The 21,644-nt window shown below is 38.4% G+C and carries 24 protein-coding genes; 18 read left to right on the forward strand and 6 right to left on the reverse strand.

Features of this window, described 5'->3' with window-relative positions; translation table 11 throughout:
• Positions 1 to 596 precede the first annotated feature (596 nt).
• Entirely contained in the window at positions 597 to 1,454 is an 858-nt protein-coding gene (gene hslO, locus AC27H3_RS14510) for an Hsp33 family molecular chaperone HslO (RefSeq protein ID WP_085306204.1), read from the reverse strand.
• Positions 1,455 to 1,463: 9 nt separating this feature from the next.
• The gene (gene hslR / locus AC27H3_RS14515) at positions 1,464 to 1,877 is read right to left on the reverse strand and encodes a ribosome-associated heat shock protein Hsp15 (protein WP_273313950.1); all 414 of its coding nucleotides are present in this window, start codon (positions 1,875 to 1,877) and stop codon (positions 1,464 to 1,466) included.
• 202 nt (positions 1,878 to 2,079) lie between these two features.
• On the opposite strand from hslR, the gene gspC reads away from it, so the two are divergent.
• The 14 genes from gspC to AC27H3_RS14585 all read left to right on the forward strand — a co-directional run bounded on the left by gspC (position 2,080) and on the right by AC27H3_RS14585 (position 15,493).
• The gene (gene gspC / locus AC27H3_RS14520; RefSeq protein ID WP_273313952.1) at positions 2,080 to 3,033 is read left to right on the forward strand and encodes a type II secretion system protein GspC; all 954 of its coding nucleotides are present in this window, start codon (positions 2,080 to 2,082) and stop codon (positions 3,031 to 3,033) included.
• A 17-nt stretch (positions 3,034 to 3,050) separates the two neighbouring features.
• Positions 3,051 to 5,138 carry a type II secretion system secretin GspD gene (gene gspD, locus AC27H3_RS14525; protein ID WP_487107269.1) on the forward strand — a complete coding sequence of 696 codons (2,088 nt, stop codon included), beginning with the start codon at positions 3,051 to 3,053 and terminating at the stop codon, positions 5,136 to 5,138.
• 104 nt (positions 5,139 to 5,242) lie between these two features.
• Positions 5,243 to 6,727 (forward strand): type II secretion system ATPase GspE, encoded by a 1,485-nt coding sequence (gene gspE, locus AC27H3_RS14530; protein ID WP_487107328.1) that lies wholly within the window; start codon positions 5,243 to 5,245, stop codon positions 6,725 to 6,727.
• A gap of 77 nt (positions 6,728 to 6,804) precedes the next feature.
• Positions 6,805 to 8,028, forward strand: a complete 1,224-nt coding sequence (gspF, locus tag AC27H3_RS14535; protein ID WP_487107271.1) for a type II secretion system inner membrane protein GspF — start codon at positions 6,805 to 6,807, stop codon at positions 8,026 to 8,028.
• A 2-nt stretch (positions 8,029 to 8,030) separates the two neighbouring features.
• The gene (gene gspG / locus AC27H3_RS14540) at positions 8,031 to 8,465 is read left to right on the forward strand and encodes a type II secretion system major pseudopilin GspG (RefSeq protein ID WP_085306146.1); all 435 of its coding nucleotides are present in this window, start codon (positions 8,031 to 8,033) and stop codon (positions 8,463 to 8,465) included.
• Between the two features lie 38 nt (positions 8,466 to 8,503).
• Positions 8,504 to 9,127, forward strand: coding sequence for a type II secretion system minor pseudopilin GspH (gspH, locus tag AC27H3_RS14545; protein ID WP_487107273.1), 624 nt, complete (start codon positions 8,504 to 8,506; stop codon positions 9,125 to 9,127).
• Positions 9,117 to 9,503, forward strand: a complete 387-nt coding sequence (gene gspI, locus AC27H3_RS14550) for a type II secretion system minor pseudopilin GspI (protein ID WP_487107275.1) — start codon at positions 9,117 to 9,119, stop codon at positions 9,501 to 9,503. Before gspH ends, gspI begins: the two co-directional genes overlap by 11 nt.
• Positions 9,503 to 10,183, forward strand: coding sequence for a type II secretion system minor pseudopilin GspJ (gspJ, locus tag AC27H3_RS14555; protein ID WP_273313962.1), 681 nt, complete (start codon positions 9,503 to 9,505; stop codon positions 10,181 to 10,183). The genes gspI and gspJ overlap by 1 nt, the downstream gene beginning before the upstream one ends.
• Positions 10,176 to 11,207 (forward strand): type II secretion system minor pseudopilin GspK, encoded by a 1,032-nt coding sequence (gene gspK / locus AC27H3_RS14560; protein WP_487107277.1) that lies wholly within the window; start codon positions 10,176 to 10,178, stop codon positions 11,205 to 11,207. Before gspJ ends, gspK begins: the two co-directional genes overlap by 8 nt.
• Positions 11,207 to 12,439: a type II secretion system protein GspL gene (gene gspL, locus AC27H3_RS14565; RefSeq protein ID WP_487107279.1), complete on the forward strand. Its 1,233-nt coding sequence runs from the start codon at positions 11,207 to 11,209 to the stop codon at positions 12,437 to 12,439. Before gspK ends, gspL begins: the two co-directional genes overlap by 1 nt.
• Entirely contained in the window at positions 12,436 to 12,903 is a 468-nt protein-coding gene (locus AC27H3_RS14570; protein WP_273313968.1) for a type II secretion system protein M, read from the forward strand. The genes gspL and AC27H3_RS14570 overlap by 4 nt, the downstream gene beginning before the upstream one ends.
• Positions 12,903 to 13,646 (forward strand): type II secretion system protein N, encoded by a 744-nt coding sequence (locus AC27H3_RS14575; protein ID WP_273313970.1) that lies wholly within the window; start codon positions 12,903 to 12,905, stop codon positions 13,644 to 13,646. Before AC27H3_RS14570 ends, AC27H3_RS14575 begins: the two co-directional genes overlap by 1 nt.
• Positions 13,647 to 14,095: 449 nt before the next feature.
• Entirely contained in the window at positions 14,096 to 14,302 is a 207-nt protein-coding gene (locus AC27H3_RS14580) for a CsbD family protein (RefSeq protein ID WP_273313972.1), read from the forward strand.
• 252 nt (positions 14,303 to 14,554) lie between these two features.
• Positions 14,555 to 15,493, forward strand: a complete 939-nt coding sequence (locus AC27H3_RS14585; RefSeq protein WP_487107281.1) for a YihY/virulence factor BrkB family protein — start codon at positions 14,555 to 14,557, stop codon at positions 15,491 to 15,493.
• 86 nt (positions 15,494 to 15,579) lie between these two features.
• Here AC27H3_RS14585 and yrfG read toward each other — a convergent pair whose 3' ends face one another.
• Positions 15,580 to 16,263 carry a GMP/IMP nucleotidase gene (gene yrfG, locus AC27H3_RS14590; RefSeq protein ID WP_487107283.1) on the reverse strand — a complete coding sequence of 228 codons (684 nt, stop codon included), beginning with the start codon at positions 16,261 to 16,263 and terminating at the stop codon, positions 15,580 to 15,582.
• 193 nt (positions 16,264 to 16,456) lie between these two features.
• Between yrfG and nudE the strand changes: the two genes are divergently transcribed.
• From nudE to AC27H3_RS14605, 3 genes are all read left to right on the forward strand, one after another.
• Positions 16,457 to 17,014: an ADP compounds hydrolase NudE gene (gene nudE, locus AC27H3_RS14595; RefSeq protein WP_085306136.1), complete on the forward strand. Its 558-nt coding sequence runs from the start codon at positions 16,457 to 16,459 to the stop codon at positions 17,012 to 17,014.
• Positions 17,011 to 17,838, forward strand: coding sequence for a 3'(2'),5'-bisphosphate nucleotidase CysQ (cysQ, locus tag AC27H3_RS14600; protein ID WP_487107285.1), 828 nt, complete (start codon positions 17,011 to 17,013; stop codon positions 17,836 to 17,838). Before nudE ends, cysQ begins: the two co-directional genes overlap by 4 nt.
• A gap of 119 nt (positions 17,839 to 17,957) precedes the next feature.
• A complete protein-coding gene (locus AC27H3_RS14605) occupies positions 17,958 to 18,542 on the forward strand; it encodes a YceI family protein (protein ID WP_487107287.1) in 585 nt (194 codons plus the stop codon).
• A gap of 117 nt (positions 18,543 to 18,659) precedes the next feature.
• Here AC27H3_RS14605 and AC27H3_RS14610 read toward each other — a convergent pair whose 3' ends face one another.
• Together AC27H3_RS14610 and AC27H3_RS14615 are read right to left on the reverse strand one after the other, a co-directional pair.
• Positions 18,660 to 18,905: a YheU family protein gene (locus AC27H3_RS14610; RefSeq protein ID WP_085306133.1), complete on the reverse strand. Its 246-nt coding sequence runs from the start codon at positions 18,903 to 18,905 to the stop codon at positions 18,660 to 18,662.
• A complete protein-coding gene (locus AC27H3_RS14615; protein WP_487107289.1) occupies positions 18,902 to 19,873 on the reverse strand; it encodes a hydrolase in 972 nt (323 codons plus the stop codon). Before AC27H3_RS14615 ends, AC27H3_RS14610 begins: the two co-directional genes overlap by 4 nt.
• A 328-nt stretch (positions 19,874 to 20,201) precedes the next feature.
• Between AC27H3_RS14615 and AC27H3_RS14620 the strand changes: the two genes are divergently transcribed.
• Positions 20,202 to 20,912, forward strand: a complete 711-nt coding sequence (locus AC27H3_RS14620) for a PEP-CTERM sorting domain-containing protein (RefSeq protein WP_487107291.1) — start codon at positions 20,202 to 20,204, stop codon at positions 20,910 to 20,912.
• Between the two features lie 304 nt (positions 20,913 to 21,216).
• Here the strand turns inward: AC27H3_RS14620 and AC27H3_RS14625 are convergent, their stop codons facing one another.
• Positions 21,217 to 21,345, reverse strand: coding sequence for a DUF3149 domain-containing protein (locus AC27H3_RS14625; protein ID WP_487107293.1), 129 nt, complete (start codon positions 21,343 to 21,345; stop codon positions 21,217 to 21,219).
• Positions 21,346 to 21,644: the final 299 nt, after the last annotated feature.

The following is a 21,644-nucleotide window of genomic DNA, read 5'->3' on the forward strand; positions in this document are numbered from 1 at the left end:
TGCTTAAATAATTAATTCTCCGTTTAAATTGGAAAATAGTGTTTACAAAGTAGCCTCTTTAATTAATTAGGGTATGTAGAATTAAAGTATAGGAAGGTGAAATTTTCCAAGTTTATAGACAAATAATTCAATATTATTTGTCAAAATAGCAAGCGAGGTCATTTTGTTATTATTTAACCAGAACTCTGGATAAGCAGTACTTGCTCAATCCTCCCTTTTAAGCCATTACCTGCGTTAAAACGTCGATAAATAGCGCGCTATTCATAAACCTTTTGCTTTGGAAATGGCATAAAATGAAGCATTGATGGTGTAAATTAGTGATGTTCACCTTGCTATAGCCTTTACTTTACCACCTACCTAAGCTTTTGATTCACTTGTGTATCAAGCACTCATTATCCAGAGTTCAGGTTATTTAAACAGAAGTATTAAGCAACAAGGAGAAAAAATATTAGGATATTAGAGAGGGAAATGTTGAGATCTGTGAAACTACATTTATTTTTATAAAGTATCCGTAAACGCAACTTCATGTTAAATGCGTTAGCCAAAGGTTAATTCTTCAGCTAACGTACTAACAAGTAAATTAATTTAAGGCTAAATTAATGCGGTTTACCCTCTATGAATTGCGCTAATTCAGGACGTTCAAATTTATATGTTGTCATACAATAATCACAAGTCATTGATACCGCCCCTTGCTCTGCAATAATGCTTTCAATCTCGCTAGGCTCTATTTGAGAAATAGTACTTAAGCACTTATCTTCAGAACAACTGCATTTATAGCTGACAGCCTGTGGCTCAAAAATTCTCACTTCTTCTTGGTGATATAAACGATAAAGTAAATCTTCACTCGCTAGGGAGAATATTTCTTCTGGTTTAATGGTATTGGTTAATTGGCATAGGTGATCAAAATCTGCCTGTTGCTGTTCTTTATCACCGCTGTCAGGTAAAAGTTGAATCAAAGTCCCTGCTATTTGAGATGTTTGCTCGTCAGCAAACAACCAAATTTTTGTTGGTATCTGTTCAGACACTTCAAAGTAATGTGCTAAACAATCAGCTAACGTATCTTGTTCAAGTGCAACAACACCTTGATAAGGTTCGCCATCAGTTGGGCGAATAGTAATAATCATATTACCTTTGCCAATAAGGTCTTTTAAGGCGGTAGCATCGGTTTCGCTTGCCATACGGGCTATACCGCGCATTTCTTGAAGGTTATTACCATTTACGGCCAAGTAACCTATTGGGCCGTCACCTTGCAATTGTACAGCAATTTCACCTTCAAATTTTAATGTTGCTGTTAATAAACAAGTGGCGGCAACTAATTCGCCTAATAATTGTTTTACGCCTTGAGAATAATTGTGTGGAGCAACAATATCCTGATAAGTTTGACTTAAATTAACTAACTCGCCTCGCGCGTGTAGGTTGTCAAATAAATAGCGATTTAAAGTATCTTTTTGCATGGCCACTGTTTATATCCTTTCTTTTAAATGTCGAATTTGTCGACGTTGTTTCTTATCTGGCTTGGTGTCACTGGCTGGGCTAAGTAAAATACCTTGCTTTCGAGCCAAACTGTTTTTTTCACGAGTTTCAATGCTCTCGGTGGTTTCTTGATAAAGCGTTTGGGCAAAAGTAGCATCGCGACGTCTATCTGCTAAAGCGACAACAATGACATGCTTTTCTTCAAAACCTTGCCTAATAGTAATGCGATCACCTAAAACTACCGCTTTGCCTGATTTACTGCGTTGGCCGTTATAAAATACTTTACCACCGTCAATCATTTGCTTTGCAATGGCGCGCGTTTTATAAAAACGAGCAGCCCATAACCACTTATCTAAACGGGTTGATACATTGCCTTGCGCATCATTTTCGTGATTTTTAGTCATGACGTAAACTGGACTCTATGGCGGTATTTTAAATTTGCCGAAAGTTAACACAATGGTGGTGTTTTCGCTAGTTCGAATGCATTTCTTTACAATTTGTTAACTAATTATAGTTAAAAACGGATATGACGTCTTGTTGCTAAGCGATTGGTCAAGTATCATCAAAGCGAATCAAAATTTGCAGATAATAAAAAAACGATAAAAAATGACATTATTGAATAACCTATCAAGCGCGCCTGAACAGCTTTCCAAGCTTCCCCAGCAAAAAATTACTCAAGTAATTATTTTGCTATTGCTTTGTTACATCGCTTATTTATTTGCACAAATAACTTGGCTAGGTGTGTCTGAGTCTCCTCAAAATACTCATTTAACATTACAAGGCTCAGTGTCTGCCTCATCAACACCGCAAAAACAAATTGAAGTAAAAAGTATTCAGGCATTAAATCTTTTTGGTGCTTTTACCCAACAAAAAGAAGAGCGCGTTGAAGAGGTAATTGAAGATGCACCTGAAACACGTTTAAAATTAACGTTAACAGGAGTGGTTGCTAGCAGCGATAAAGCAACCGCCGCTGCAGTAATTGAAAGCTCAGGCAGACAAGAAACATACAGCATTGGTGAAAACATTACTGGCACACGTGCAACCTTAGAAAATGTTTTTAACGACCGAGTTATTATAAAACTTTCAGGTGGTTTTGAAACTTTAATGTTTGAAGGCTTAGTATTTGATAAAAATGTAAAGCCAGTTCAGCCAAACTATAAAAAACAGGCGGCACCTGGGCGCACTAAAAATTCATTAAAATTGTCATCAACTCAGGTTGTTGACCAACGTGATAATAAATCATTGACCAAAATTGCTAAGTCATTAACCAGCGACTTAGAGAATGATCCCGGTAAAATTACCGACTATTTAAAAATTTCACGTAAATTAAAAGATGGCAAAACTATAGGTTATCAATTAATGCCGGCAAAAGATCCAACTTTTTTTGAAAGTGCAGGTCTGAAGTCTGGAGATTTAGCAGTACAAATGAATGGTTTTGATTTGACCGAACCTCGAGAAGCAGCACAAGCACTAAAGTCTTTAAGAGAACAACGCGAAGTTTCACTATTACTAGATCGTAATGGTGACATGACAGAAATACTTTTCAGTATCGATAATTAGAATAAAAGGAATAATAAATGCGCAAATTATTAAGCGCACCTTGGTATAAGCGTAGCCTTACCGGGGTTGTTACCGCAGTTTTACTCAATAGTGTTTTGCTCTCTGCAAATGTACATGCCGCTGAATATTCTCCAAATTTCAAAGGCACAGAAATAGCTGAATTTATTAATATTGTTGGTAAAAATTTGAAAAAAACCATGATCGTTGATCCCAACGTACGTGGCAAAGTTAATGTGCGCAGTTACGACCTGTTGACTGAAAAGCAATACTATCAATTCTTTCTAAACGTATTAGAAGTTTATGGTTTTTCTGCAGTTGAAATGGACAACAATGTTGTCAAAATTATTCGTAATAAGGATGCTAAAACCTCATCTATACCAGTGGTAGGTAACGAAAACCCTGGTGTGGGTGATGAAATGGTTACTCGTGTTGTAGAAGTTAAAAACGTTACCGTGCGTGAATTAACCCCTTTACTTCGCCAGTTATCAGACCAAGCCGGTGGTGGTAACGTTGTTAACTATGATCCTGCCAACGTAATTATGCTTACGGGCACTGCAGCAGTAGTAAATCGTTTAGTACAAATTATTGAGCGTGTAGATAAAGCAGGCGACCAAGATGTACAAATTATTAATTTACAATATGCATCAGCTGGCGAAATGGTTCGCATAGTTGAAGCTATGAACAAATCTACTCAGGGTAAAAGCGCCGGAACACCGACCTTCTTAATTCCTACAATTGTCGCTGACGAACGTACTAACAGTGTTATTGTCAGTGGTGAAGTTAAAGCCCGCGAGCGTGTAGCAAGATTAGTTTCACGTTTAGATAGTGAGCTTGAATCAAACGGCAACACGCGGGTTTATCATTTAAAATACGCTAAATCTGAAGACATGGTGAAAGTACTTCAGGGCGTTAGTGAATCTATTGAAGCTGAAGCTGCTTCAGGTAGTACATCTTCGCGTAAAAATAAAACCCGTAATGTAAGTATTGATGCTCATGAAGATACCAATACACTAGTTATTACCGCTCAACCAGATATGTTGCGCTCGTTAGAAGCGGTTATTCGCCAATTAGACATTCGTCGTGCTCAAGTACTTATTGAAGCCATTATTGTTGAAGTGTTTGAAGGTGACGGGGTTAATCTTGGTGTGCAGTGGTATCACGAATCAGGTGCTATGTCGCAATTTACCAATGGTGTTACACCAATAAGCTCTATTGCAGCGGCAGCTGAAGCTGCTCAACCTACGCAGGGTACATTAGGTTCTACCGTTACCTCAGAAAGCGGTGCGGTTACAGTGAATCCTGATCAGCCTGATACCGAGGGTGACTACAGTTTAGCGGCTCAAGTGCTAGGATCAGTTAGTGGCACATTATTCGGTATTGTGAAAAACGATTGGGGCGCAATTATTCAAGCAGTAAGTTCAGACACTAATTCGAACTTACTTTCAACGCCAAGTATTACCACACTTGATAATGAAGAAGCTTACTTTATTGTTGGTCAAGAAGTGCCAATTATTACCGGCGCACAAACCGGCAGTAATAACAGTAACCCTTTCCAAACGGTTGAACGTCAAGAAATCGGTATTAAATTAAAAGTTACACCACAAATAAACGAAGGCAGTGGCGTGCAATTAACGATTGAGCAAGAAGTCTCATCTGTAAGTGGTGCAACGGGCGTTGATATTTCAATTAACAAACGTGAAATTAAAACCACGGTAATGGCTGATGACGGCGCAACGGTTATTTTAGGGGGATTAATTGATGAAGACGTGCAAGAAAGCGTACAAAAAGTCCCATTACTCGGCGATATTCCACTTCTTGGGCATTTATTTAAGTCAACCAGTAACACTAAGCGTAAACGTAATTTAATGGTGTTTTTACGTCCAACTATTGTACGTGATGGCAAGTTAATGAATGATCTGAGTAAAGAAAAATATAACTTTATTCGTGCACTAGAGCTTCAAAAGAAAGAAGATGGTCTTGAATTATTATCAGACGAAAAGCTACCAATTTTACCTGAGTGGAATGATCAACTGTCATTGCCGCCGTCGTTTGACGAATACATGAAAAAGCGTGATGAAGATAAAACATCGGGTGAAAAAGAATAGCCATGAGTAATATCGACCCACAAACACAAGCTTTCGTTGTTGCTAGCGAAGAAGTACAGCGTGAAACAGCGCTTGACGAATCTTCAGAATTAACAGCAAGCGATATCATAACTGATGAGGGTATTCGTTTTCGTTTACCCTTTGGTTTCGCCAAACGTAACAGTGTATTAGTTACCAATGACGACGGTGAATTACGCCTAGTTTGTACCGAGCTGCTAAACGCCGATGTTTTACTTGAAGTTCGTCGAGTATTAAAGGCTCCGTTTACGCTTGATTATAAAAGTGCCGCTGAATTTGAACAATTATTAACAATTGCATATCAACGCGATTCTTCTGAAGCTCAGCAAATGATGGAAGATATAGGTAACGAAGTTGACCTATATTCACTTGCTGATGAAATGACAGAAACCGAAGACTTATTAGAAAACGAAGACGATGCGCCGATCATCAAGTTAATAAATGCCATGTTGAGTGAAGCAATTAAAGAGAATGCTTCTGATATTCACATTGAAACTTTTGAACAAGCACTGCAAATTCGTTTTCGTGTTGATGGTGTCTTGCGTGAAGTTTTAAAACCTAATCGTAAATTAGCCTCTTTACTGGTTTCACGTATCAAGGTTATGGCTAAACTTGATATCGCCGAAAAACGTATTCCTCAAGATGGTCGTATTTCATTAAGAATAGCGGGTCGTGCTGTTGACGTGCGGGTTTCAACTATGCCAACAGGGCATGGTGAACGCGTAGTGTTACGTTTACTTGATAAAAACTCGACTCGATTAGACTTACAAGATTTAGGTATGACCGATGGCAACCGTGCTCGTTTTTCTGAACTTATCGACAAACCTCACGGTATTATTTTAGTTACCGGTCCAACAGGCTCTGGTAAAAGTACCACGCTCTACGCTGGCTTAAGTCAAATAGACAGTAAAGAACGTAATATTTTAACCGTTGAAGACCCGATTGAATACGCGATTGAAGGTATAGGCCAAACGCAAGTAAACACTAAAGTTGATATGACCTTTGCCCGCGGCCTACGTGCCATACTTCGTCAAGATCCCGATGTAGTGATGGTGGGTGAAATTCGAGATTTAGAAACCGCACAAATTGGTGTACAAGCCAGTTTAACCGGGCATTTAGTTTTATCTACACTGCATACAAATACAGCCGCAGGCGCCATAACTCGTATGGAAGACATGGGCGTTGAACCTTTCTTACTTTCATCGAGTCTATTAGGTGTATTAGCACAACGATTAGTAAGAACATTATGTCCACATTGTCGTGAATGTTGCGCTACTTCTGCAGAAGAACGAAAATTATTACAACTACAACCTGATGATAACTCGCCTATCTATAAAGCGGTGGGTTGTGAAGAGTGTAACTTTAAAGGTTACCGAGGCCGAACCGGTATTCATGAATTAATCGTCGTTGACGAGCAAGTGCGCGAATTAATCCATAACGGTAAAGGCGAACAAGCAATTGAAAAATTCATTCGTACAACAACACCAAGTATTCGTCGAGACGGTTTTGATAAAGTCATGTTAGGCGAAACCACTATAGAAGAAGTATTACGGGTAACACGCGAAGACTAATAATCGAACTTTTGGTAACAATAGTCACCCAATGAAAACACACTTGGTAATGAACTGGATAAAGATAAACCTTAATTATGGCAGCATTTGATTATCAGGCAGTAGACGGCCGAGGAAAAAATAAAAAAGGGGTAATCGAAGGCGACACCCCTAGACATGTGCGTAATTTACTTCGCGAACAAGGCTTAATGCCTATTGAAGTAACGCCAAGTTTGCAAAAAAATAAGCAAAGCAATAAGAAGTCATTCTTTAGCGGCGGAACAAAAATATCGTCGGCTGAACTAGCGCTTATCACTAGGCAACTTTCAACCTTAGTTGAGTCGGGTTTACCGATAGAAGAGTCGTTAATGGCGGTTGGTGAGCAGTGCGATAAAAATAGCTTAAAAAGTATGGTAATGGCTGTTCGTACTAAAGTAACCGAAGGCTATGGTTTGGCTGAGAGCATGGCGGAATTTCCACAGGTGTTTAATCGCTTGTTCCGCGCTATGGTCGCAGCAGGCGAAAAGTCGGGTCACCTTGATAAAGTATTAGACCGTTTGGCCGATTACACCGAAAAGCGCCAACAATTACGCTCGCAATTAATTCAAGCCTTGGTTTACCCGGTAATTATGACCGTAGTCGCCACCGGTGTTATCGCGATATTACTAACGGCTGTGGTACCTAAAATTGTTGGTCAATTCGAACACATGGGCGCTAACTTGCCAGCAACCACTAAATTCTTAATTGCCAGTAGTGACTTCTTGCGTGATTATGGTTTGTTTATTGTCATTATTGTCGCCGCGTTAATGTTGTTGTGGTCACAATTGTTGAAAAAAGACAGCTTTAAGTTTGCTTATCACAAACGCTTTTTAACTATTCCAGGTATAGGTAAAGTCGCTAAAAGCGTTAATACCGCAAGATTTGCACGTACCTTGAGCATTTTAACCGCTAGTGCCGTTCCTCTATTAGAGAGTATGAAAATATCAGGTGAAGTACTCGACAACTTATACATTAAACAAAGCGTTAAGGAGTCAACCGACAAAGTTAGAGAAGGCACCAGCTTACGGGTGTCGTTAGAGCAAACTAAGCTGTTTCCGCCAATGATGTTACACATGATCGCCAGTGGCGAGAAAAGTGGCCAGCTAGAGCATATGCTAGGGCGCGCCGCCGATAACCAAGATCGTGAATTCGAGGCTGTAATGAATATTTCATTGAAAGCCTTTGAACCAGCATTAATGGTAGTAATGGCAGGTGTTGTATTATTTATCGTTATGGCTATTTTACAGCCAATTCTTCAGTTAAATACGTTAATAGGAAGTTAGAAATGAAAGCAGTAAAAAATGTTCGAGGTTTTACCTTATTAGAAGTGATGGTCGTTATCGTAATTTTAGGTATTTTAGCCAGTATGGTCGTGCCTAACCTTATGGGCAGCCAAGAGCGCGCGAATATGCAAAAGGCGGTTTCTGATATTAATGCTTTAGAAACGTCTTTAAGCATGTACAAAATGGACAACTATAAATACCCAAGCACAGAGCAGGGCTTAGAGGCACTTGTTACTCAAACTGATATCGAGCCTATGCCACGTCGTTTCCCTGAAGGTGGGTATGTTAAACGCTTACCGAACGACCCTTGGGGTAGCGAATACCAATTATTAAACCCAGGTGAGAACAGTGCAATGGATGTTTTCTCTATGGGACCTGACGGCGAACCAGGTACAGATGACGATATTGGTAACTGGAATTTAGGCGATTATCAGTAATCAATACATATTATTGATTAACTGATTATTAACTAGCTATGAAGCTTAACACGAGTCGCCGTTTAGCATTACAACATCGCCCACAGCAAGGTTTTACCTTAATCGAAGTGATGTTGGTCATTGTGCTTATTGGCGTTATGGTTTCTGCCATACAGTTTAGTTTTTCAGGTAACAAGCCTGAGCAGTTATTAGAACAAAACAGTGCTCGCTTTGCGGGCATTTTTGACGTTGCTGCAGAATACGGGTTACTCAATAATGTTGAGCTAGGTTTATTCATTGAAGAAAATAGCTATCAGTTTCTGGGCTACGACGGCACTAGTTGGGCCCCGATTGCTAATAATCCATTATTTGAAGTTTATACCTTACCTGAAGGCATTGAAATAAGCTTACAGCTTGATGACTTACCGATCGAGGAGACTTTATTGTTTGACTCGTCAGTTTTAATTAACGAAGACGAAGAAGACGACTTTACTGAAGAAGAAGAAAAGAAAAAAACAATTCCACAAGTCTATATGCTGTCTGGCGGAGATATTACGCCCTTCAGTTTAACCTTTTCATTGGCTGAATTCGCTTTTGACGGTGATGAAAACATCAGCTTTAAAGTGTCTGGCATTTATACCACACCACTTACGATAGAAGGGCCAATAGTTAATGCTCGCTAATTATTATCGCAAGTTAGAGAAAGGTTTTACCCTTATTGAGGTTATGCTAGCTATGGCGGTATTTTCAATTGCCGGGATAGCCATTTTAGGAACCGCAGATACTAACGCACGTAATTTAGGTTATTTAGAAAGTAAAATTCTTGCAAGTTGGGTAGCATCGAACCAGTTAGTAGAAATTACACTCGACGATACTTGGCCACCTAAGAATAATAAAAAAGGTAAGGTCGAGTTAGCCGGGCTAGAATGGTTTTGGCAACAGAAAGTGATTAAAACCACCGATAAAGACATGCGTGCGATTGTGCTAGAAGTGCGATTAGATGAAAAAGATCCCTCAGCATTAACCAGTTTAATGACCTATGTGTCGAAGCAAAACTAATGAATACTGCTGCTAAATATTATCAAAGGTTAAATCGTACTTCGAAGCCTATAACTAAACTAAGCCAGGGCTTTACTTTACTAGAGGTTTTAATCGCCATTGCCATTTTTTCGGTGATCAGTATGGCAAGCTTTAGCATTTTTGAAACGGTATTAAATAGTGACACAGTGACCAAAGAACGCACTGAGCGTATTAACGAATTACAACGCGGCTTTTTAATTATTGAACGTGATGTGTTGCAAATAGCAAGGCGTAGCGTGCGCTTTTATGGCGAAGCACCACAAAGCGGCTTTTTACACACAGATATTGAAAGTTATAGCGGTAGCGAGCAAGCCATTGCTTTTGTTCGCCATGGTTGGACTAATCCTGGTTTATTATTGCCACGAAGTGATATGCAATCAGTGGCTTATCAACTCAATGAAAATACCGTTGAACGAATGCACTTTAACTTTGTTGATGCCGTGTTAGGTGAAGAACCAAAAGTTAGACCATTAATCTCAAAAGTTGAAAGCTTAACTTTCGAGTTTTATGATGGTAAAAAATGGCAGAAAACACTGCAAGAAGGCACCTTGCCGCAAGCTATTGCGATTGAAATAGATACCACAGATTTCGGCATTATTCGTCGACAATTCCTCGTTGCAGGGGATGATTTGCAAAATAAGGACGATAGCCGTGAGTAAAGTGTTCGCTGTTAAGCAAACACCCAAAGGGGTGGCGTTAATTACGGTTATGCTTATTATTGCGTTAATTGCCATATTAGCAACGCAAATGACCGCAAGATTGCAATTACAAATGCAACGCACAACCAATATAGGCTCGAATCAGCAAGCTTATTGGTACGCTATGGGCGCTGAAGCATTTGCTAAAAGAATATTAATACAATCGTTTGAAGACGATGCCGAAGTTACACATTTGAGCCAACTATGGGCACAAGGTGAAAATACTTTCCCGGTTGATTTCGGCGAAATTACCGGTGAAATAACCGACTTAAATAGTTGCTTTAATTTAAATGCACTAAAGACTGATAGCGAAGAAGCTAGCAATAACAATAACAATAACAATAACAGTACAACAGTAAAAAAATCGCCGGTAAGAACTGCTTTTGAAGAGTTACTTATTGCAATTAATATCGAAGGTGTAGGAAGCTTTGAAGCTGAATACATGGCTGATGCTTTAACCGATTGGCTAGACGCTGATGGTAGTATTTCAAGTTCAGGCGGCGCAGAAGATAACGATTATGCGGCGAAAGAGTTCCCTTACTTGGCTGCTAATAATTATTTGGCTAGCATAGGAGAGTTAAGGGTTGTTGAACACTTTACTGTTGATGTTATTGAAAAGCTAAAAGATTACGCTTGTATATTGCCTGACACCAACTCGAATAAAATAAACATTAACACCATTGCACAAGATCAACCTGAAATACTTGTAGCCATGTTAGGGATAAGTCAAAATGAAGCATCACAAGCTTTATCTTCCCGTGGTGAAGAAGGCTTTAAAAACATTGATGAATTTTTTGCTTTAGCTGAATTAACCAAAGCCAAAATTTCGCCAGATAAAAAACAATTTTTTGCCGTTAAGAGCGAGTACTTTAAGCTCAAAACAACCGCAAGTTTTAATAACAGTTACTTTGCTTTGAACACCATTATGAAAGTAGACGATAAAAATAATATAAATGTGATCAGTCGCATCATAGGACGAGAGTAATGGGTGAAACCTTATTTATCCGTTTAGGCAGCCAAGCTGAAAATAGAATTCACTGGCTGATTAAAATCAACGGACAAGAAGACATAATAGCAAGTGGTGAGTTACCTAACGCAGGTGAATTAACGCAACTTACCGAAAAATCTGCAGCAAGAGAAGTCGTTGTTTTTGTTCCTACCAGCGATATTGCGATTAAGCGCATAAAAGTGCCAGGTTCATCGCAACGCGCTATTCGTTTAGCTGCGCCATATATGCTTGAAGAAACGCTAGCACAAGACGTTGAGCAATTGTGTTTTGCTTTTAATGATCTTAAACAAGACGAGCAAGGGCATAACTGCTTTGTTGCTGCGCTTGAACGTAAACAACTCGAAATATGGTTGCAATGGTTGGCAGACGCAAATATTTTCTGCAAGTTAATGATACCTGACGCCTTAGCATTACCTGTTGTGCCGCAAAGTAGCAGCGCGGTAATGTTAGGCGAACAAGTGTTGATTAGGCTTGGCGAATGGCAAGTTATGTCATTTGAAGCTAATGCTTGGCCAGTAATTTCGCAATTCTTTAAGGGGTTGGATGAAAACGAACAAACCATTCATGCTTATTCTGCTTTGTCAGAAGTACCCGATGAATTAACCATTGAGTACTTGCCTGAAGAATTACCTTTAGCTATTTTAGCGAATAACCATGCGCGTAAGTTTAACTTGCTGCAAGGTGAGTTTCAGGTAAAAGAAAAACGCTCGGCTGATACGATGAATTGGCTTTGGGTCGCAGGTGTTGCCTGTTTTGCCTTAATACTTAACTTTGGACTAAAGGGCGCAGAACTTTATCAGTTATCGAATCAACAAGATGCTCTTGAAACTGAAATTATTGAAAAATATAAAACGGTTTTTCCTGAAACTAAGCGAGTGAGAATTTCAACCGTCCGTTCACAGCTTCGACAGAAGTTAGCCGAAGTGGGTAACAGTGAAGATTCTGCAGGTTTCTTAGCGCTATTGGTTAAGCTTGAGCCTGCATTAGCCAGTGTACCAGAGATAAAGCCTCAAACATTAAAGTTTGACGGCAAACGTCAAGAAGTACGTATGCAAACTGTCGCCAAAGATTATCAGTATTTTGAAAAACTTAAAGTCGCTTTCGAAAAAGCAGGCCTAACGGTTAATTTAGGTGCACAAAATAATCAAGGTGATCAAATTTCTGGTTCGTTTAGCATTACAGACACTTCAATGAAGGGGCGCTCATGAAAGCATGGTGGCAACAGTTAAATATTCGTGAGCAACGTTTAGTACTCGTTATGTCGGTGCTAGTGTCGATATTTATTTTATATGGGCTTATTTGGCAACCGCTGAATGAAAGCATAAACAAACAGAAATCAACGCTAGAGCGCCAGCAAGATTTGTTAATTTGGGTTGAAGAAAATACTCAACGTTATCAAGCAGCGAAGCGCAGTGGTCGAGCGGGTTCTGGGGCGAGTTTATCGAGCATTGTAAACAGAACGTCAAGGCTGAATAATATTATTATTACGCGCATGCAGCCTCAAGGTGATGATCTACAAGTTTGGATAGACGAAATTTCGTTTAATCAGTTGTTAACTTGGTTAGAGCAACTCGCTAGCAGAGATGGTCTTCAAGTAAAAAATATAGATCTAAGTTTAGCTGACCAACAAGGCGTGGTTCGTGTTCGTCGATTACAGTTAGGAAAGAGTTAATGAAGAAGACGTTTGCCTATGTAGCAATTTTTTTCACCGCATATTGTATTTTTGCAATCGCGCTAATGCCAGCTAGTTGGTTAATCTCGCAAATTCAATTACCTAAAAATGTGGCTATTTCGTCAGTTGAAGGCACGGTGTGGCATAGCGAAATTAAGCAAGTAATGGTTGACGATATAGTTATTAACCAAGTGCAAAGCTCGTTGTCATTTATGTCAGTGTTAATGCTTAATCCTGAACTTGATATTACTTTTGGTAATGCCTTAGTTAACGGCCCAGAAGGGCAATTAACCATTAGTGGTTTATTATCAGAGATGGTTGTTGAAGATGCACAAATAAATGTAGCAGCCAATACCGTAGCAGCACGCTTAAATTTACCTATCGATATTATTGCTCACGAACAACTTCAGCTTAATATTACGCGCTTTATTGTTGGTGCACCAATATGTAGTGAACTAGAAGGCGACTTGCAATGGCGTAATGCTGCTGCAACAGCGTTTGAAGAAAAAGTTGAATTAGGTGGGCTAGCGGCCAAACTTAGCTGCGATAAAGGTGAGCTAATTGCTGATATTGACCCAGAAAATAATCTAGGACTGAGTTACCGCGCAACGCTAGCACAAGGTGGGCGATTGTCTGGTAGTGGCTATTTAACACCTGCTGAGAAGTTCCCAGAGCCATTAACAGCAGTATTAAGCTTTTTAGGTAAACCCGATAGAAAAGGCCGTTACCGTTTGAAAATATAAGTACTCTGAACTCTGGATAAGTACCTTATTGAATATAAAAGGTAATATAAAATTACCTTTTATATTACCAATCTTTGACCCCCTGAAAACATATACCTAAACACATTTCCTAAATGTAACCCCTAAACAACAGAGTAATCTCAACCATTTGGTTTGAGCAATTATGTATAAATTTTAAAATCATCAGATACAAAAAATTTAGCTTGTTGTGGCTAAATCAATTGGTATAACGAGAGCTTTCTAAATTTTGTAACTAATACATAGTCCTTTGTAATACTTTCATTCTAAATATTTTACAGGGAAGTGTTAAGTCCATTTTTCCTTTTTTTACAGTTGCTTATGTTCTGGTGTGAGTTTTGCAAATAAAATAGGGATTTAAATCAGTGCTTAAATGAGTACTTTAGTTTGAGTGCTATTTACCACCAATCTGAAATTATAGGAGAGCAACTATGAACAAAGATACTTTTGAAGGAAAATGGAAACAAGTAAAAGGTGAAGCCCAAAAACAATGGGGTGATTTAACTAATGACGACATGGATATTATCAATGGCCAAAAAGAAAAATTGGCGGGTAAGATCCAAGAACGATACGGTAAATCTAAGGAAGAAGCGGAAGCTGAAGTTGCTCGTTTTTGTAAAAACCACGATTGCCATTAGCGTCAACAATTTGCCTGCAATATTTTAGGCCTTAGCACAAAGTTATAACTTAATTTATAGCTTAGATCTGGGCTAGCAGTTTTATAAGTTGCTAGCCCTATTTACAACATAAATGAAAACACTCAAATATTTGTTGAGTTCATTTCTGCATCGCTTATATCCAAACCCTGTAAAAACTAAAACAGCTGAGCCTAACTACAAAAATACAGCAGTAGCATTTAGCGTTAGATGTAATAAAGAGGCCTATTCTACATGAATTCAAATAATCAAATTAAGCACCCACAAGAGTTTTCGCTAACAAGCTGGTGGCAAATAGTTAAACGTGTTCTACACAAAGTTGAGCAAGATAATATGTCGCTTATTGCTGCGGGTGTGGCGTTTTATTTTTTGTTAGCTATGTTTCCCTTATTGGCCGCATTGGTTTCTATGTATGGGCTTTTTACAGATCAGCAAACTCTGTTGCAACATATGAATCTTTTGGTGGGCGTAATTCCTGAGCAAAGTAGGGAAATTTTAGAAGCACAAATTGAAAGCTTATTAACCACAGACAATAGTGCTTTAAGCGTAGGTTTTGCTTTTAGTTTTTTATTGGCTATTTGGAGTGGCGGTAAAGGCTCTGTAGCATTAATTACGGCCTGTAATATTAGTTATAAAGAGGGGCGTACTCGTTCATTTTTTAAAATGATTCTCGTGCGTACAATGTTAACTTTGGCGACGATATTAACTATGCTGCTGATGTTACTTATGATTGTTATTATTCCATTTGCATTAAGTATGTTAGATGAAACAAGCCAGTCTTTATTGGGGTGGGTAACCTGGCCAGTTTTATTAATAATATTTAATTTATCACTAGCAAGTTTATATAAATATGCGCCACATAGAGTATCAGCGAAATGGCGTTGGACAACACCGGGTGCATTATTGGCGACTTTGTTTTGGCTAGTGGGATCATACTTTTTCAACTTGTATATTACCGAGTATGCCAGTTATAACGAAACCTATGGTTCAATGGGAGGCGTAGTTATTTTATTGATGTGGTTTTATGTCACCGCTTTTACGATTTTACTAGGCGCTGCAATCAATGCTGCAACCGAGCTACAAACGGAAGAAGATACTACGGCGGGTAAGGCAAAGCCCAAAGGAGAAAGAGGAGCATATGTGGCTAATCATGGGCCTAGCGATTTAAAGTAATTAGTTTTCTGTATTTTTATTCGTGACTAACATTAACTGTTGCTAAGTGAAGTTATGTTACTTAGCAGCAGTTAATAACTATCAATCTATGATTCATTGTTTGGTTTATTGTTATTTATTTCAGCTAATAAAACACGGTAGTCGGTAATTGATGGGTAATCTTCAAATACATTGTTTGCTTTTTTACTGTCAGGGTTCGCAACAGCTAATATTTGGCCAATACCGTATTTTTTCGCGGAGTCGAGTATAACTAAGCTGTCATCTACAAAAAGCGTACTTTCTAACTCAAAGCCATGCTTTTCTTGCAAGCGCTGCCAAAGCAATTGCGACTCTTTGGTCACGCCAAACTCGTGCGTTGAGTAAAGCGTATTAAAATATTTATCTAAAGATGTACGCTCAATTTTTAACGAAAGGCTGTCAGGGTGCGCATTAGTCACTAATACAATATCTCGACCCGATGATTTTAAGGCAACAAGAAAGTCATGTGCGTCATCGCGTAATCGAATTAAGTGCTGTATCTCACGCTTTAAATCGGTAATAGATAATTGAGTTTGTTCTGCCCAGTAATCTAAGCAATACCAATCTATAGTGCCCGCTACTTTTTCATAATGCGACATTAACGACTGTTTTGCCTCTAGCAAACTCATACCCTGTAATTCACTTAAGCGTTGGGGTAAATGATGTAGCCAAAAATGGTTGTCGTAATGTAAATCGAGAATTGTGCCATCCATATCCAGTAAAACAGTTGAAATTTTTGACCAATCAAGCATAGATTTTTCCCTTGAAACACGTTTATTATAGAATGTCTCAAAGAGACTAATATTTGCCAAACAGATAAATATTTAAAGCAAATACTATTATACCCAAGCCTTATGGTTATGTATTCAATGTTATCGTGCTATGGTTAAACTTTAGCGTTTATATACAAAACATTTCACTTAAGTTGTTACAATTAAGGGCGTTATGACAACAAAAAAAATACTACCTGAAATCACCTCACGTAAGCAGGTTGCCAAAAGTCATTTATTTACGATTGAACAAGTTGACTTAACTTTTAGCAACGGCGAAAAACGAGAGTATGAACGTATGTATGGCAAAGGTCGTGGAGCAGTAATGATTGTTCCTATGCTGGATAAAAACACCATGCTACTCGTGAGAGAATACTGCGGTGGCACCCATACCTATGAACTTGGCTTTCCTAAAGGTTTAATCGATGCTGGCGAAAGTGCAGCACAAGCCGCTAATCGTGAATTAAAAGAAGAAGTTGGCTATGGTGCTAAAAAATTAACCTCAATTCATACTGTTGCTATGGCACCTGCATTTTTTGATGCTCAAATGACGATATTTTTTGCAGAAGATCTTTATGCTGAGAAGCTAGTCGGAGATGAGCCTGAAGACTTAGAAATAGTGCCTTGGCCATTGGCGAATTATCATGAATTACTACAACAGAAAGACTTTAATGAGTCGCGTAGTATCGCGGCTTTATTACTGGTAAAAGATCACTTAGGAGCTATTGAATGAGTCAAGAAAAACTACTATCAATTGCGCTTGAAAGTGCCAAAAAAGCAGGGCAAGAAGTCGCACGCTATTATAAAAACGGTAACTTTACCGCCGAAATTAAAGAAGATAATAGCCCTGTTACCAGTGCCGACATCGCCGCAAACGATATTTTAATGGATGAATTAAAACGCTTAACGCCTGAGATTCCGATTATTTCAGAGGAAGTAGGAGCGTTAGCATTAGCACAGCGCAGTAAATGGTCTCGTTATTGGTTACTAGATCCTATTGATGGTACCGGAGAGTTTATTGCTGGCAGCGGTGACTTTGCCGTAAATGTGGCATTGGTTGAAAACGGCTGGCCCAGTATAGGTGTTATTCATGCGCCTGATCACCAACTTACTTATTATGCTCAAAATAACTTAGGGGCTTTTAAAGAAAACGATGCCGGTAGTCGCCAAATATATGTGGCAAAATATGATGGCCAACGTCGTATTAAAGTCGCAATAAGCCGTCGCCAGGATATTAATCTAATGGGGCAGTATCTAAATAGTAAATACGACTTCGACCATGTTGCTTTAGGTAGTTGCTCGTTGAAAAACTGTTTAATTGCTGAAGGCGGTGCAGACTGTTATTTACGTGTTGGTCCAACAGGTGAGTGGGATACTGGCGCAAGTCATTGTATCATCGAACAAGCAGGGGGCAGTATTATTGACAGTGAATTTAAGCCCCTAACCTATAATCAACGTGAGACTTTGATGCAGCCCGATTTTGTCTCGTTAGGGAACAAAGAAATTCCTTGGCAAGATATTATTAAACCTCATAAAGCGACTCGCCTTATAACTTAATATAGACACAGGCATAATGTAATAAGACAGTAACACTTATACCAATACGTATAGTTCAATATTGTGCATTGCTTTGAGTCAATACAGTAGCTAATCATTTAGCTTACATGGAGAAAATTTTGCGTAACATATCCTCAATATTAATTTCCCTACTGTTGACAACAACAGTGAGTTTACCTGCATTAGCAGCGTGGAAGCTCGATAATGAAAACTCTCAACTTAGCTTTATGTCAGTGAAAAAAGGCAATATTGCTGAGAACCATAGTTTTTCAAAACTTGCCGGTAATATTACTGAGCAAGCCCAAGTTAATATCAGTGTCGACTTGAGCAGTGTTAATACGAATATTGCCATTCGTGATGAACGAATGAAAGCGTTTCTATTTGACACCGATACATACAGCACTGCAAACTTTACTGCAACGCTTGAAACTTCATTACTAAAGAGTTTAGTTATTGGTGAAGATAAAAAGTTAACGATTAGCGGTGTGTTAGATTTTCACGGCGAGCAACAAACTATAATGCTTGATGTTAGTGTGATTAAATTAAGTGAGGATAAAATTTTGGTGAATACAATAAAGCCATTTTTTATTCAAGCTGATGCATACGGCGTAGTAGCAGGTATCAATAAGCTTAAAGAGTTAGCTTCTCTGCCGAGTATTAATTATGTAGTACCGGTAAGTTTTTCAGTAACATTTACTCGTTAACTTTTTATTTAATGATCATTTAATTACCATCTAAATATCACTTAAGCATCACCTGGAAAACTAAAGGCACTTAATCAGTGCCTTTTTTATTGCTAAAATCCGAACACTTAACGGGTATTAACTGTTTTCTTCATGCTCTTCACTACCTTCAATAAATTGGTCTTTTGGCAAAATATTTACGGTTTCATGTAGCTCTGAATATACCAAAAGCGCGGTGCCTTGCTTTAATTGCTGGCGAACTTGGGTAATTTTTTCATCTAGCGACACGTCTGTACTGCCGTACTCTGTACCTTCACGAAGAACAAAGTTTTCGATAATGGCGCTTAATGTGTCGTCTGACAATTGTTCTAATGGAATAATCATAAATATCTCGTAAAAAACTCAGGTATACGTTGCTCTAACCAATACTTTGGTTTCAGTGGGTTGTTACCACTAATAAAGCCAACATGACCACCTTTAGCGCTCACTTCAAAAGTTATTTGTTTAGGTAAAGTTGTAATGGCCGTTGTATTCACATGACATAAGAAAGGATCGTCGGTGGCATGAATAATTAAACACGGCGTGGTGATTTGTTGTAACACATCGCGACCGCTGGCTTGCTGATAATAGTCATTTACATCAGCAAAGCCATTAATCGGTGCGGTAACCATTTGATCAAAATCGCGAATAGAGCGTACGTTATTCAGCAAGTTTCTATCGATATTTTTTAATAAATTAGCTTTAATCTTTATCACTGTACTCGCTCTAAGCATATCGACTAAATACTTTTGATAGACACGAGAAAAGCCACGGTTAATTCTGTTACTACAGCTTGAAAGATCAAGTGGAGCGCATATAACACAGGCCGCTTGATAGATATTTTGTTTTTGTTCTGCTAAATATTTTGTCAGGACATTACCGCCTAACGAAAAGCCTACAATGGCTTTTTTTGCTTGTGGGTAACTGCTAGCAAGGTATTGACTAAAATAGTCAACATCACAGGTTTGTCCGCTGTGATACGATTGAGCCATGCGATTTGGGCGACCGCTACATCCTCGAAAGTGCATTAACACACCCACCCAGCCTTGTGCTTTTATAGCGCTTAACATCCCTTTAGCATAATGACTGTTCTTAGAGCCTTCAAGGCCATGCAATATCGCAATAATAGGACGTGAACAGTTCGAGTTTACCTTTTCGGTCCAAGCTAAATCAACAAAGTCTCCATCAGGCAACTCTAAAGTTTCATCAGTGGTATTTATGGTGTGGCTACGCCTAAAAAACTTAGCGGCAATGGTTTGTAAATGGGCGTTTTTAAGCCACCAAGCGGGGCTGAAAGAGCTTTTGGTAAACATAATACGGTAATAGCGTGTAATACAAAAAATTTATTGTACGTTAAAACTATGTCCATGCCCACCGTTTGACTACAGTGAGTGATAGGTTTAACTCGTAACATTTTTAATAAAATTTTACCAAATAAGCTTAATGTCTTTTGCGATTATCCCTAAAGTAATGCAGAAGACATGAATGAAAACTCTATAAGGTGGATACACTGTCAGTTCTTTTTACAGTCTTAGGTGATAAACAGTGAGCTATCCATAAAAACCATTAAAATACAGCGACTTGTGCTTTTGGTTCGATACTTGCTTGTTCTGCTTTACTTTAAGCTGTAAGAGAATCGAAATGCGTAGAATTATTTTAGCTATATTATTAACAGTTACATCACAAGCAAATGCTGGACTTATTATTGCGGTTGGGGATAGTAATATTAATAACTCAAGTAATAGTGTTTTTTTTAACAATGTATTTGGTAATCAAAATGTTATAGGTCTGAACTCAGCGACTGATCCTTGGTCACTTGATAACTGGGATTCTGTTGCTACTCAAACAGCTGCAAGCTATTCACAATCAATGACCTTATCAAGCTCTAGCTTAATTGGTGCTGACTGGCTTATTGCTTCTAGTGGCTCTTTGTATAGCCAATCTACCTTGCAATTAATAAGTGGTTTTTTAAGTGCCGGTGGTAATCTTTGGGTTGGTGGTGAAGCTGACGTATTTAGCGCATTTGCACCGGCAAATCAGTTACTTACTCATTTGGGATCTTCTATATCTTTGGATGCTGTAAGTACGTCTCAATATAGTAGTGCATCTAATACTAATTCAGATGCATACACTGTCGGTACAACAACATTTTCAGCGAATTATCTTTCTACTATAACTGGTGGTGTTGCTTTATATTCAAGTAATGGAAATGTAACTGCTGCAATAGATAGAACAACATTTCAAGAAAATGCAACTTCCGTTCCTGAACCGTCAACTTTAGCTATCTTTGCTTTAGGGATAATGGGATTAGCTTCTAGACGATTTAAAAACAATAAGCCCTTCATGTGTTAACACATTTCAGGACAGACAAGAAAAGCACCTCTAATTAGGTGCTTTTTTATTGGAGTATTTTGTCACTATCTTTAAACTTAATAATTATCTAATAGACTTAAGTAATTGATAGCTTACAACTCAGTAGTATACGTAACCCAAATGGATAGAGCCTACAAAGAATCGCACTTGCTAGTTGTTAAGATATTGCTAGGGCATCAATTAGTAACGTGACAAACCTAAAACTTCAGCCATACATAACCGGTAAAGTTTGTAGCGCTTATCGGGGATTTTCGCCCTTCCACTTAATGGCTATTTTCTCTAATTAACTATCTTCACTTATATGCTTTATAAAGTAATAAACATAAAAGCTACAAATGCCTAATACAGTTGCTAAACCAAGAAATGACATAATGACAACAGGATCGTTTAAAAGCATATCTAAAAAGTTCATAGCTAACTCCAAAAGTAAGTAAATAGGTACGAAAAAGATTATAAAGAACCTTCAATACATACTTATTGATATAGATCATGTTCAGGGTTAATCGATATGTTATTCGGTATGTTAATCGCTATGTTATTAATAGTATTTTCAGGGATTAGTGAAGTTGATTGATGCGCTGAGGCATAACACCTTGAATTTTTTTAATGGCATAAAGTTCAAGAACAATACCGGTTTATTTTTTAGCTCCGATAATCGGCATTTTTTACATGTTTATAAAAATAAACCCGCTAAAGGTGAGCGGGTTTTGG

It is taken from the genome of Colwellia sp. NW0002-52-1, assembly GCF_057550865.1.